Origin of the sequence: Variovorax nitratireducens (assembly GCF_051216545.1) — a bacterium.
Classification (GTDB): Bacteria; Pseudomonadota; Gammaproteobacteria; order Burkholderiales; family Burkholderiaceae_C; genus Variovorax.
In genome coordinates, this window is record NZ_JBPJZO010000003.1 from 405537 (window position 1) to 418306 (window position 12770).

Sequence of the window (12770 nt, forward strand, 5' to 3'; positions counted from 1 at the left end):
GGTTGGACACTCCACATGATGATTAGGGTAAACCCTATAATGCACTGCAGCATCAACCCGATGCCGAGGAGCGATCGTCATGCCCACCATCCTGTCCATCCCCAGCCAGACGCCGGCGCCGGCCATCGGCACCGCACTGCGCGAACTGGCCGTCGCCGCTGTCCATGTCCTTGCGGCATTGCGTGCCACGCTGTTCCAGACTGCCGCCACGCGGCCAATGAGCGCCAGCGAAGAAGCCGAACAGGTTCGCGCGCTGGCCGTGAGCTATCTCAAGACCGACCGGCGCTTTGCCGACGATCTGTTCGCCGCGGCCAACCGGCACGAGTTGCTGAACGACGCCTAGCCGGCGCTTCGCGTCGCGGCGCAAGGCGCCCGACATGAGCGAACACGCCTCCTCAGCGCGCAAGCCGCTGACCTTGCACCGCCTGCGCGAAATGCACGCGGCCGGCGAAAAAATCGCCATGCTGACCTGCTACGACGCGAGCTTCGCGCGTGTGCTCGATACCGCCGGCGTCGACTGCCTGCTGGTCGGCGATTCGCTCGGTATGGTGCTGCAAGGCCTCGGCAGCACGGTGCCCGTGACCCTGCAAGACATGGCCTACCACACGTCCTGCGTGGCGCGCGGCAACCGCAGCGCCTGGGTCGTCGGCGACCTGCCCTTCGGCAGCTACCAGGAATCGAAGGAACAGGCGCTGCGCAGCGCCACCGTGCTGATGCAGGCCGGCGCGCAGATGGTCAAGCTCGAAGGCGGCGGCTGGACTGCCGAAACCGTGCGCTTCCTGGTGCAGCGCGGCATTCCGGTGTGCGGCCATCTGGGCCTGACGCCGCAATCGGTGCACGCCCTGGGCGGCTACCGCATCCAGGGCCGCGACGAGGACAGCGCCGCGCTGCTCAAGCAGCATGCGCGCGAACTGCAAGACGCCGGCGCCAGCATGCTGGTGCTCGAGCTGCTGCCGGCCGCGCTGGGCGCCGAAGTCACGGCCGCGCTTCAGATTCCCGTAATCGGCATCGGCGCCGGCGTGCAATGCAGCGGCCAGGTGCTGGTGTTGCACGACATGCTGGGCCTTACGCCGGGCCGGCTGCCGCGCTTCGTGCGCAACTTCATGCCGGACAGCGACAGCATCGAGGCCGCTGTGCGGCATTACGTGGGCGCCGTCAAAGAGCAAAGCTTTCCTGGCCCGGAACACGCCTACTAAACCATGCAAATTGCCCACACCATCGCCGAACTGCGGCAACTGCTGAGCCGCAGCGAACGCCCGGCCTTCGTGCCCACCATGGGCAACCTGCACGCGGGCCATATCGCGCTGGTGCGCCAGGCCAGAACGCGGGGCGACGCCACCGTGGCCAGCATCTTCGTCAACCGCCTGCAGTTCCTGCCGCACGAAGACTTCGACACCTACCCGCGCACCTGGAACTCCGACTGCGCCCAACTGGCAGAAGCGGGCTGCGACGTGCTGTTCGCGCCGGACGAACGCGAGCTGTACCCCGAGCCGCAAAGCTACAAGGTGCATCCGCCGGCCGAGCTGGCCGACATCCTCGAAGGCCACTTCCGCCCCGGTTTCTTCGTCGGCGTGAGCACCGTGGTGATGAAACTCCTGGCCTGCGTGCAACCGGCCGTGGCCGTGTTCGGCAAGAAGGACTACCAGCAGCTCATGGTGATCCGCGGCATGGTGCGGCAATTTGCGCTGCCGACCGAGATCGTGGCCGGCGAAACTCAGCGTGCAGACGATGGGCTCGCGCTGTCTTCGCGCAATGGCTACCTTAGCGAAGCCGAGCGCGCCGAAGCCGTGTGGCTGTCGCGCACGCTCCATCAGATGGCCACCCAAGTGAAGGCCGGCCAACCCGTCGCAGACATCGAGGCCGAGGCCATGCAGGCACTGACCCAACGCGGCTGGCAACCCGACTACCTGACAGTGCGCCGACAAGCCGATCTGCAAACGCCAACCGCCCTCGATGCGCCGCTGGTGGTTCTGGGCGCGGCGAAGCTGGGCCAGACGCGCCTGATCGACAACCTGGAACTATGAGCACGAAGAGCGCGCCCTGACGGCGGTACTACGCCGCCCCGATGTTCGGCACTAGCGCCCCCGCGCCCTGCCCGGCCTTCAGGGCGGCGGTAAACGCCAGCATCCGGTCGATCGGCACCTTGGCCCGCTGCCCCAGCGCCGGGTCGATCCGGATTTCGTTGGCGCCGGTCTCCAGCGCATGAGCCAGGCCGGCCAGTCCGTTCATCGCCATCCAGGGGCAATGCGCGCAGCTCTTGCAGGTGGCGCTGCTGCCGGCCGTCGGCGCTTCGTAGAACACCTTGCCCGGGTTGAGCGTGCGCAGCTTGTGCATCATGCCGTTGTCGGTGGCGACGATGAACTCCCTTGCATCGAACTCGCGAGCAGCGTTGAGGATGGCCGAGGTGGAGCCCACGGCGTCGGCCAGCGCGATCACGTCGGCTGGCGATTCGGGATGCACCAGCACCCTGGCCTGGGGGTGCTCCTTCTTCAGCGCTTCGAGCTCGAAGGCCTTGAATTCGTCGTGCACGATGCAGGCACCGCGCCAGGACACCATGTCGGCGCCGGTTTCGCGCTGGATGTAGTTGCCGAGGTGCTTGTCGGGTGCCCACAGGATCTTGTGGCCCTTGTCCTTGAGGGCGCGCACGATGTCGAGCGCACAGCTGGAGGTGACCAGCCAGTCGGCGCGCGCTTTCACGGCCGCACTGGTGTTGGCATAGACCACCACGGTGCGATCGGGGTGCGCATCGCAGAAGGCTGAAAACTCGTCGACCGGGCAGCCCAGATCGAGCGAGCAGGTGGCATCGAGATCGGGCATCAGCACGCGCTTTTCGGGCGAGAGGATTTTGGCCGTCTCGCCCATGAAGCGCACGCCCGAAACCACCAGCGTCTGTGCCGCATGGTCGCGCCCGAAGCGCGCCATTTCGAGCGAATCGCTGACCAGGCCGCCGGTTTCCTCGGCCAGATCCTGCAGATCCGGATGCACGTAGTAGTGCGACACCATCACGGCGTTGCGCTCCTTGAGCAGGGCGCGGATCCGATCCTTGAGCGCGGCGCGCTCGCCGGGCGATGGCTCGGCCGGCACGCGGGCCCAGGCGTGGCGCGTGTTGCAGGCGGGCTGCTCGTATTCGATATCGATCACGGCATTCATGCCAGCATCTCCATTCGCAGCGACAGGTCGATCGCCCTCACGTCCTTGGTCAGGGCGCCGACGGAGATGCGGTCGACCCCCGTCTGTGCCAGTTCGTGCACGCGCTCCAGCGTCACGCCGCCCGAGATTTCGAGCACCGCGCGGCCGGCGTTCAGGCGCACGGCTTCGCGCAGCATCGGCAAATCCATGTTGTCGAGCAGCACCATGCCGGCCCCTGCCGCCAGCGCTTCTTCAAGCTGCGCAAGCGTTTCGACTTCGATCTCCACGAAGCGGGCCTGGTGCCCCACGCGCCCGGCCGCCCGCAGCACGGCCGATACGCCGCCGGCCGTGGCGATGTGGTTTTCCTTGATCAGCACGGCGTCGTGCAGGCCGATGCGGTGGTTGAGCCCGCCCCCCACGCGCACTGCGTACTTTTGCGCCAGCCGCAAGCCAGGCAGGGTCTTGCGGGTGTCGACGATGCGTGCGCGCGTGCCTTCGACGGCCTGCACATAGGCCGCGGTCTTGGTGGCCACGGCGCTGAGCAATTGCAGGAAGTTGAGCGCGCTGCGCTCGGCGGTCAGCAGGCTGCGCGCCGAACCTTCGATTTCCAGTAGCACCTCGTTGGCCTCGCAGTGCTGGCCCTCGCCGCGCCGCCAGTCGACGCGCAGTTCAGGATCGACCTGGTGCAATACGGCCTCGACCCAGGGTGTGCCGCACAGCACGGCCGGTTCGCGCACCAGCAAGCGGGCCCGCGCGCGCTGGGTGGCTGGCACCAGGGCGGCGGTAAGGTCGCCTGCGCCAACGTCTTCGGCCAGCGTGCGCGCGGCATCGGCACTGGCCAGTTCGGTGATCTGCGCGGGGGAAAAATCAAAAGGGACGGCGGTGGTGACGCTCATGTCGCCCCGATTTTGCCCGCGCGCATGCACACCCGGTTCAGTTGACCGCAAAGCAGTAGAGCAAGCCGCCGCCGCCGGTCTTCTTGAGCGCGTCCAGGCTGCAGCCCTGCGAGGCATGCGACGAGTTCCACGACTTCGAGGGCGCATCGTCGCGCAGCCCCATGCGGTCGTGATGGCCGACGATCGCCGAGCCGTCGCCGCTCTTCGTCCAGTTGCCGCAGGTGTTGTCCTTGCCGTCGCTCACGGCGCGGCCGTCGGGCGAAGAGCCGGTCAGGATGTCGTGCAGGTTGGTGGCATCGCCGCGCCCCATGACCGGCTGTCCGGCCTCGGTGAGGGCCGACTGCTTGGTCAGCATGTTGGAGCCATGCAATTCGTCGAGATTGGTGGCCACCAGAACGCCCTTGGCGTTGTACCAGGGGCCGGTGCCGATGCGGTCGCGCGCATTGACCGCCGGGCTGCCGGCCAGCGCGCTGTTGCTCAGGTAGGCACGCCAGGTGCGCCCACCGGCCCCGGCCTTGGCGGCCAGGCTCTGGCAATAGCGGTCGGCGCCCGGCAGGCCACCGAAGTCGGCGCCCTGCCCCGGATTGGCGCTGGTCAGGAAAAAGCCCATGGGCTTTTGTGCCGGGGCGGACGCCATCGGCCCGCCGGCACCGCAGCCGGCCAGCACCGCGGCGGCTGCCAGCGACAGGACAAGAGAATACGGACGGCAACGGGTCATGGACGGTCTCCTTGTGAATGGAGCGCTGACCGTAACTCAAGCCGGCGCAGCCATCAATCGGCCCTCACCCGGGTTCGGACGACGGCTCGCGCCCCATCAGGGCGGCCACCACCTGGGCCGGGCTGCCGGCGCCGTCGAGCAGCGCGACCACGCCCTCGGCGATCGGCATCTCGAGCCCCAGCAGCCGCGCGCGCTGCACCACGGTGCGTGCGCAGTAGACGCCTTCGGCCACGTGGCCGAGCGAATCGACCGCCTGCGCCAGCGTCTGGCCGCCGGCCAGCAACAGGCCGACCTTGCGGTTGCGCGACAGGTCGCCGGTGGCCGTGAGCACCAGGTCGCCCAGGCCCGACAAGCCCATGAAGGTTTCGGCGCGAGCACCGAGCGCAAGGCCGAAGCGCGTCATCTCGGCCAGCCCGCGCGTGATCAGCGCGGCCCGCGCATTGAGGCCCAGTGCGAGCCCGTCGCACAGTCCAGTGGCGATCGCCAGCACATTCTTGACGGCGCCACCAACCTCGACACCGACGATGTCATCGTTGGCGTAGACGCGCAGTGCCGGGCCGTGAAAGGCCTCGACCAGCACGTCGCGCACCCGGGCATGGCTGCTTGCGGCCACCAGCGCGGTCGGTCGACCCTGCGCCACCTCCTGCGCAAAGCTGGGCCCGCTGAGCACGCCGGCCAGTAGATCCGGGGCAACCTGCGCCAATATTTCGTGCGGCAGCAGGCCGAAAGACTGCGCGGCGCCGAGCGCCGGCTCGACACCCTTGCAGAGCCAGGCGACCGGCACCGGAAGATCGCGCAATGCAAGCAGTTGGCCCCGCAGCGCAGCCATCGGCGTGGCGATGATCACGAGGTCGGCGCCGTGCACGGCCGACGCTGCATCGCCCGCCTGCACCGACAACGCGGTCGGCAGCGGCGTGCCCGGGAGGTAGCGCGCGTTCTCGCGCGCGGCGCTCATGCGCGCGGCCTGCGCGGCATCGCGCGCCCACAGCGTGACGTGGTGGCGCGCGGCCACGTTGACCGCGAGCGCGGTACCCCAGGCGCCGGCACCGAGCACGCAGATTTTCATGCAGCAGCCGCGGCGCGTGGCGCGGGTTTACTGCGTGACGATCGGCGAGGGCTCGCCGGCGGCTTGCGCCTGCTGCTGCTCGTACATCGCCTGGAAGTTGATTTCGGCCAGGTGCACTGGCGGAAAACCGCCGCGCTGGATCACGTCCGCCACGTTGCCGCGCAGGTAGGGGTAGACGATCTGCGGGCAGGCGATGCCCAGGATCGGGCCCATCTGGTCTTCCGGCAGGTTGCGGATCTCGAAGATGCCGGCCTGCTTGGCCTCGACCAGGAACACCGTCTTGTCCTGCACCTTGGTCTGCACCGTGGCGGACACGGTAATTTCGAAGATGCCGTCGGCCACCGGCTGGGCGTCCACGCCAAGCTGGATGTCGACGGTCGGCTGCTCGGGATCCAGCAGGATCGCGGGCGAATTGGGTTGCTCGAGCGACAGGTCTTTCAGGTAGACGCGTTGAATCTGGAACACGGGGTCTTGGGTGTCTGCCATGGCGGAGCTTTCGGATGTCAAAACAACGCCCGCCGGGAAAAGTTTCCCGCAGCGGGCTTATGGAGGTAGCCAGCGATTATCGCCGGTCGCAAATGGCAGTCAGGCGGCCTGCAGCAGGGGTACCAGGCCGCCACGCCCGTCCAGAGCGACCAGATCGTCGCAGCCGCCGACGTGGGTGTCTCCGATGAAGATCTGCGGCACCGTGCGGCGCTGGGTAGTCTCCATCATCGCGGTGCGGGCCTGCGGGTCGGTGTCGATGCGGATCTCTTCGATCTGCTCGACGCCTTTGGATTTGAGGATTTGCTTCGCGCGAATGCAGTACGGGCAAACGGCGGTGGTGTACATCTTGACGGTTTGCATGCGCTCTACCTTGGGAAGCCTTTCACAATTTCAACAGTTTCGGCCTAGCTGCGATACCCTAGGGAAACGCCGCGGAACCGGCTTCGCCGGGCCGCTGGCGTTGCCCCCGGTAGGGGGTTGGCAAAGCGACACGAAGTGCGCGAAGTCTGGGGGGGAGCCCAATTGACTAGGCTTTTTCAACCGGCAGATTAGCGTCTTTCCAGGCCTTGAGCCCGCCCGCAATCGCTTGGGCCTGCTCGTAGCCGAGTTTCTTGGCGGTAGCGACCGCACGGTTCGCCCGCGCGCCGGTGCCACATATCAGCAGCAGCGGCACGGTCTTGTTCTTGACGGCCGAGGTCAGCTTTTCTTCCATCAGGTTGAGCGGCACGTTCTTCGAGTTGGTCACGTGGCCGGCCGCGAACTCCTCGGGTTCGCGCACGTCCACCACCACCGCGCGCTCGCGGTTGATCAACTGCACCGCCCCCTGGGCCGTCAGCGAGCCGGTACCGGCGCCGCGCAGCAGAGGCCAGGCCAGCATGCCGCCCGAGCTGAGCGTGATCAGCAGCAGCATCCAGTTGTCGACGATGAATTTCACAGGGTTCCTTGGGGAGTTGGGATTGGCAAAGCCACAGATTTTAGAATGGCGGGTTCCGCAGTCCCTGACCCCCGACACCAAAGGCCTCCTCCCATGCACAAGCTGGTACTGATTCGCCATGGCGAATCGACCTGGAATCTCGAAAACCGCTTTACCGGCTGGACCGACGTCGACCTGACCGACACCGGCGTCGAACAGGCCAAACAGGCCGGCCGCCTGCTCAGGGCCGAAGGCTACGAGTTCGATGTGGCCTGCACCAGCGTGCTCAAGCGTGCCACCCGTACGCTGTGGCACACGCTGGACGAGCTCGACCGCACCTGGCTGCCGGTGGTGCACTCCTGGCGCCTGAACGAGCGGCACTATGGCGGCCTGCAGGGCCTGAACAAGGCCGAAACGGCCAAGAAGTACGGCGACGAGCAAGTGCTGGTCTGGCGCCGCAGCTACGACACGCCGCCGCCGCCGCTGGCGCTCGACGACCCGCGCAGCGAGCGCGGCGACGTGCGTTACGCCAGGCTGGCGCCCGAGCAGATTCCCCTGACCGAATGCCTGAAGGACACCGTGGCACGCGTGCTGCCGTTTTGGAACGAGTCGATGGCGCCCGCCATCCGCAGCGGCCGCCGGCTAGTGGTGGCGGCACACGGCAACTCGATCCGGGCCCTGGTGAAGTACCTCGACGGCATTTCAGACAGCGATATCGTCGGCCTCAACATTCCGAACGGCATCCCGCTGGTGTACGAACTGGACGACGAACTCAAGCCATTGCGCCACTATTACCTCGGCGACCCCGAAGCGGCCGCGAAAGCCGCCGCAGCCGTTGCATCGCAGGGGAAGGCCTGAACTAAATGCACATCCGTTGACATGTCGACGGAACCGCGGCAGGCAAATTGCTTCCAAGGTGTGTATATTGGTTCGAGCCACTCGGCCGACACTCTCAGGACACTTCTAAATGGGCCAAAAACTCAAGATCACCGGTTGGGTTGCAGCCGGCGCCGTCGCAGGCGTACTGACGACCGTTTCACTGCAAACCGTCGCGCGCGGTTCGCTGGCCCCGCTGCCGCTGGAGGAACTGCAACAGCTCGCGGCTGTGTTTGGCATGGTCAAGACCGACTATGTCGAGCCAGTCGACGAAAAGAAGCTCATCTCCGATGCGATCTCCGGCATGGTCGCCGGACTCGATCCGCACTCGCAGTATTTCGACAAGAAGTCCTTCAAGGAATTCAAGGAAGGCACCAGCGGCCGCTTTGTCGGGGTCGGCATCGAGATTTCGCAGGAGGATGGCCTGATCAAGGTGGTGTCGCCGATCGAGGGTTCGCCCGCGTTCCGCGCCGGCCTGAAGCCGAGCGACCTGATCACCAAGATCGATGACACGGCGGTGCGCGGACTCAGTCTCAACGAGGCGGTCAAGCGCATGCGCGGCGAGGCCAACACCAAGGTGCTGCTCACGATCTTCCGCAAGGACGAGAACCGCACTTTCCCGGTCACGATCACGCGCGAAGAGATTCGCACGCAGTCGGTTCGAGGCAAGGTCATCGAGCCGGGCTATGCGTGGATTCGCCTGTCCCAGTTCCAGGAGCGCACCGTCGACGACTTCGTCAAGAAGGTCGACGAGATCTACAAGCAGGATCCCAACCTCAAGGGCCTGGTGCTCGACCTGCGCAACGACCCGGGCGGCCTGCTCGACGCGGCAGTGGCCGTTTCGGCTGCATTCCTGCCTGAAAACGTGACCGTGGTCACCACCGACGGCCAGCTGAGCGAGAGCAAGTCGATCTATAAGGCGATCCCGGCCGACTACCAGCGCCGCGCCGGCGCCGACCCGCTGCGCAGTCTGCCGGCTGCGCTGAAGTCGGTGCCGCTGGTGGTGTTGGTGAACGAGGGCTCGGCTTCGGCCAGCGAAATCGTGGCCGGCGCGCTGCAGGATCACAAGCGCGGCGTCGTGATGGGCAGCCAGACCTTCGGCAAGGGCTCGGTGCAGACGGTGCGCCCGCTCGGCCCCGACACCGGCCTGAAGATCACCACCGCGCGCTACTACACGCCGAGCGGCACCTCGATCCAGGCCAAGGGCATCGTGCCGAACGTGCTGATCGACGAAAGTGCCGAAGGCAGCCCGTTCGCCGCGCTGCGGATGCGCGAGGCCGATCTCGAAAAGCATTTGGCCAGCGGGCAAGGCCCCGAGGCCAAGAGCCCCGAGCGCGAAAAAGCACGCGACGAGGCCCGCAAGCGCCTCGAGGAAGAGGCCAAGAAGCCGCCGCAAGACCGCAAGGTCCCCGAGTTCGGCACCGACAAGGACTTCCCGCTGGTGCAGGCACTCAACCGCCTCAAGGGCCAGCCGGTGCTGGTCAGCAAGACGCAGGTGATTGTCGACAACAAGGAAGAAAAGAAAGAGAACTGATCGGGCCGGCATGCAGGACGATGAACTGCTGCGTTACTCGCGGCATATCCTGCTGGAAGAGTTCGGCATCGACGGTCAGGCCAAAGTCTCGGCGGCGCATGCCTTGGTGGTCGGCGCCGGCGGGCTTGGCTCACCGGTGGCGCTCTACCTCGCCGCGGCGGGCGTCGGGCGCATCACGCTGGTCGACGACGACACGGTCGACCTCACCAACCTGCAACGCCAGATCGCCCACACCGCGGCGCGGGTGGGCCAAGCCAAGGTGACTTCGGCCGCCATGGCGATGCTGGCGATCAACCCCACCATTTCGATCGAGCCGATCACGCAACGCGCCGATGCCGAAGCGCTGGATCGCCTGGTGGCGGGCGCCGACGTGGTGCTTGACTGCAGCGACAACTTCGCGACGCGCCAGGCCGTCAACAAGGCCTGCGTGGCCCATGCCAAGCCGCTGGTGTCCGGGGCGGCGATCCGTTTCGATGGCCAACTCAGCGTCTACGACACGCGCGATGCGGCCTCGCCCTGTTACGCCTGCCTGTTCCCGCCCGACGCCGATTTCGAGGAAACGCGCTGCGCCGTCCTCGGCGTGTTCGGGCCGGTGGTGGGCACGATCGGCACGTTGCAAGCGCATGAGGCGCTCAAGCTGCTGGCAGGGATCGGCTCGTCGCTGGCAGGTCAGCTGCTGATGTTCGATGGGCGCAGTACCCGCTTCGACACTTTGCGCACGGCGCGCGACCCGGATTGCAGCGTTTGCGGCCAGCGGCCAACCGCCTGATAGGGCCTTGCATTCAAAGCTTTATTCCGAGCGTTGATTGCCGGGCTGAGGTTCCGGGCGCTTCGGTTCGGGGGCAGGATCAGGGCGGCAGGGCACGCTGCTCCGCGAATGTCCCCCGGGCTTCGCCCTCCTCCTTTATTTCGCTGCGCAGCGCGCCCTACCGCCCTGATCCTGGACGCAGCGTGACCGTTTCGCGCTGAACATGCAGAGCGTGCCCCAAGCCGCTGGTGGTGGGTGGCCCCTGCAGCGAAATAAAGGAGGAGGCCGCAAGCCGGGGGACATTCGCGGAAGGGGCCATCCGCCGCCAGCGGCCTACCCCGAAACGTAAAGCACTTCACGTTCACTGGCGCGCAGTCTTGGCCTTGGCGGCGCCCGTGGCGGCGGCGCCGGCGGTCGGCTGGTTCGCATCGGCCAGCACACCTTTGCAGTCGGCGTCTAAGCCGGGCCCGGTTTCGATCGTTGCGAGCAATGCCAGCAACGGGTTGATGACGCCGAGCGCCACCGCGGCCAGGCCGCGCCCGGCCAGTGGGCCCGCTTCGACGCCGGCTGACGGCGAAGCGAAGGTGCCACTGATCACGAGCGGCGTTCGCAATGAAAGAATGCTCACGTCCTTCGGCTGCTGACGAACCACGAACTGCATCGTCTCGTCGGACAGACTGGCCTGGCCGCTGGCGTTGAACACGGTGTCGGCGGTGTCGAACACCATGCTGCGTCCGACCATCACCCCCTTGTTGACATCAAAAGCCACCGCCGCGCAGCGCAGCGTGACGTTGCGGTCGCCGCGCAGCAGGAACTTGATGATCTCGCCACCATCGAGCCCCAGGAACTCGAGCAGCAGGTTGCTGAACTCGCCGCGCCCGGTGATGGCAGCCACGTCGCCCGACGACCCGCCCAGCCAACTCGCGACCGAGTTGCCGCGGCCGGACAAGTTGATGCGCCCGTCGAGCTTGCCGAAACTGGTCTTGAGCGTCTCGACCTTCGGAATCAAGCGGTTGAGCTGCATCCCGCGAAGGTCGAGCGAGGCGCGGATGTCGGCCGGATTCTGCGTCGCGTCGATACGGATCGCGCCGGCCAGCTTGCCGCTGGCCAGGCCGAGGTCGAGCGGATCGAGCGTCAGCACGCGGTCGACAAGCTTCACGTGAACGCTGCCGCGGTCCAGCGGCATGTCACGCACGTTGCGGATCTTCTCTGCCGTGTATTGCACCTCGGCATTCATCGCGCGCAGCCGCTCGAAATCGAGCCTCGCGGTCGGCAACACCTTGCGGCCCGGATCCTTTTGCGCGCGTTTGACCTGCGTGATCGATGGCGGCGGCTCGACGCCCTCCACGGCCCTGGCCGCGCGCTCGGTCGGCGGCAGGCCGATCAGCGGGCCGAGGTCGTCCATGTCCATGACGCGGGAACGAAGGCTCCCGCTGAGGTGCGGCGTTTTTGGCGCCTGGTCGAAGCGCATGTCCCCGCCGATGTCCGACAGTCCGAGCTTGCCCTTCAGGCCCTGAACCTCCCAGAGCTTGGCGCGCTTGCGCAAGTCGCCGCTGAGCGCGTAGGGCGAGGTCTGCGGCAGGGCGATACCGAGGAGCGGGTAGAGATCACCGAGGGTCTGGCCCTTGAGCTGGAACTGCGCGTCGATGCCGTCGAGATCGGCCAGCGCCGCCACGGTGCCCTTGGCGGAGAGCTGCGTCTTGCCGGCCACGGCCTTGATTTCCATCGGGAACGGCGGCTGTCCGGCCGACGTGAGTTGCAGCACGTTGCCAGTGCGGCCTTCGGCAGTCAGAGGTTGCCGCTGATAGCGGCCCTTCACGCGAAAGTCGAGCGGCATCTCGCCGCGCGCAGTGTCGAACGTGAAATCGGCGTGGAGGTCGACACCGAGATGCTCCGCGAGAAAGTCGACACCACCACCGTCCACCTGCAGCAGTCCGATGGTCGGCACGGTGTCGGCGTCGTCGGTGTCCTTGCCGAGCGCCCAGGTACGGCGGCCATCCTGCTCCATCTGCAGGCCCATAGTGGGCGACACCAGCGCCAAGCGCGGAATGACCACCTTGCCCCCGAGGAGAGGCCAAAGCCGTATCTCGAACTCGGCGCGCTCCGCCCTCACCAGATACGGCTCGCGCGCCCATGAAGGGTTTGCGAACTCGATGCCGTCGAAGGCGATGGTGGCGCCGCGCCAGCCAGGCTTCACGTCGAGCCGGCGCGTGATCTCGAACTTGCGGCCGGTCTTCTCGCTGACATAGCGATTGAGTGGCTCGCGCAGCACATCCCACGGAAAGAACATCACGACGATCAGCAGCACCGCCAGCACTGCGGCAATACCGCCCGCGATGCGACCCCACAGCGGAATGCCGGAACTCCGGAGGCGCAATGCAATGTTCATTTTGCAAGCCTGCGG

14 protein-coding genes are annotated in these 12770 nt (G+C 66.8%); 6 read left to right on the plus strand and 8 right to left on the minus strand.

The genetic code is table 11. The annotated features are described in order from the left end of the window. Positions 1 to 79 precede the first annotated feature (79 nt). From ACSFA8_RS11080 to panC, 3 genes are read left to right on the plus strand one after another with little or no spacing between them, the layout of a single operon-like run. Entirely contained in the window at positions 80 to 343 is a 264-nt protein-coding gene (locus ACSFA8_RS11080; RefSeq protein WP_435479556.1) for a hypothetical protein, read from the plus strand. Positions 344 to 377: 34 nt separating this feature from the next. Next, positions 378 to 1196 carry a 3-methyl-2-oxobutanoate hydroxymethyltransferase gene (gene panB / locus ACSFA8_RS11085; protein ID WP_435479557.1) on the plus strand — a complete coding sequence of 273 codons (819 nt, stop codon included), beginning with the start codon at positions 378 to 380 and terminating at the stop codon, positions 1194 to 1196. A 3-nt stretch (positions 1197 to 1199) separates the two neighbouring features. Then, entirely contained in the window at positions 1200 to 2024 is an 825-nt protein-coding gene (panC, locus tag ACSFA8_RS11090; RefSeq protein ID WP_435479558.1) for a pantoate--beta-alanine ligase, read from the plus strand. A gap of 28 nt (positions 2025 to 2052) precedes the next feature. Here panC and nadA read toward each other — a convergent pair whose 3' ends face one another. The 7 genes from nadA to ACSFA8_RS11125 form a co-directional block, all read right to left on the minus strand. Further along, the gene (nadA, locus tag ACSFA8_RS11095; protein ID WP_435479559.1) at positions 2053 to 3150 is read right to left on the minus strand and encodes a quinolinate synthase NadA; all 1098 of its coding nucleotides are present in this window, start codon (positions 3148 to 3150) and stop codon (positions 2053 to 2055) included. Then, entirely contained in the window at positions 3147 to 4025 is an 879-nt protein-coding gene (gene nadC, locus ACSFA8_RS11100) for a carboxylating nicotinate-nucleotide diphosphorylase (protein ID WP_435479560.1), read from the minus strand. Before nadC ends, nadA begins: the two co-directional genes overlap by 4 nt. 37 nt (positions 4026 to 4062) lie before the next feature. Beyond that, on the minus strand, positions 4063 to 4743 hold the full coding sequence (locus tag ACSFA8_RS11105) for a hypothetical protein (RefSeq protein WP_435479561.1): 681 nt from the start codon (positions 4741 to 4743) through the stop codon (positions 4063 to 4065). 64 nt (positions 4744 to 4807) lie between these two features. Next, positions 4808 to 5809 carry an NAD(P)H-dependent glycerol-3-phosphate dehydrogenase gene (locus tag ACSFA8_RS11110; protein ID WP_435479562.1) on the minus strand — a complete coding sequence of 334 codons (1002 nt, stop codon included), beginning with the start codon at positions 5807 to 5809 and terminating at the stop codon, positions 4808 to 4810. 27 nt (positions 5810 to 5836) lie between these two features. Continuing rightward, positions 5837 to 6295 (minus strand): protein-export chaperone SecB, encoded by a 459-nt coding sequence (secB, locus tag ACSFA8_RS11115; RefSeq protein ID WP_286541983.1) that lies wholly within the window; start codon positions 6293 to 6295, stop codon positions 5837 to 5839. Positions 6296 to 6394: 99 nt separating this feature from the next. After that, on the minus strand, positions 6395 to 6655 hold the full coding sequence (gene grxC / locus ACSFA8_RS11120; protein ID WP_435479563.1) for a glutaredoxin 3: 261 nt from the start codon (positions 6653 to 6655) through the stop codon (positions 6395 to 6397). 166 nt (positions 6656 to 6821) lie between these two features. Then, complete coding sequence (locus tag ACSFA8_RS11125; RefSeq protein WP_435479564.1) at positions 6822 to 7229, minus strand: rhodanese-like domain-containing protein; 408 nt, start codon at positions 7227 to 7229, stop codon at positions 6822 to 6824. A gap of 93 nt (positions 7230 to 7322) precedes the next feature. Between ACSFA8_RS11125 and gpmA the strand changes: the two genes are divergently transcribed. The 3 genes from gpmA (at position 7323) to ACSFA8_RS11140 (ending at position 10387) form a co-directional block, all read left to right on the plus strand. After that, positions 7323 to 8066 (plus strand): 2,3-diphosphoglycerate-dependent phosphoglycerate mutase, encoded by a 744-nt coding sequence (gene gpmA, locus ACSFA8_RS11130; RefSeq protein WP_435479565.1) that lies wholly within the window; start codon positions 7323 to 7325, stop codon positions 8064 to 8066. A gap of 109 nt (positions 8067 to 8175) precedes the next feature. Then, positions 8176 to 9618 carry a S41 family peptidase gene (locus ACSFA8_RS11135; RefSeq protein WP_435479566.1) on the plus strand — a complete coding sequence of 481 codons (1443 nt, stop codon included), beginning with the start codon at positions 8176 to 8178 and terminating at the stop codon, positions 9616 to 9618. Positions 9619 to 9628: 10 nt separating this feature from the next. Continuing rightward, a complete protein-coding gene (locus ACSFA8_RS11140) occupies positions 9629 to 10387 on the plus strand; it encodes a HesA/MoeB/ThiF family protein (RefSeq protein ID WP_435479567.1) in 759 nt (252 codons plus the stop codon). Positions 10388 to 10727: 340 nt separating this feature from the next. On the opposite strand, the gene ACSFA8_RS11145 is transcribed toward ACSFA8_RS11140, so the two are convergent. Beyond that, positions 10728 to 12755, minus strand: coding sequence for an AsmA family protein (locus tag ACSFA8_RS11145; RefSeq protein WP_435479568.1), 2028 nt, complete (start codon positions 12753 to 12755; stop codon positions 10728 to 10730). Positions 12756 to 12770: the final 15 nt, after the last annotated feature.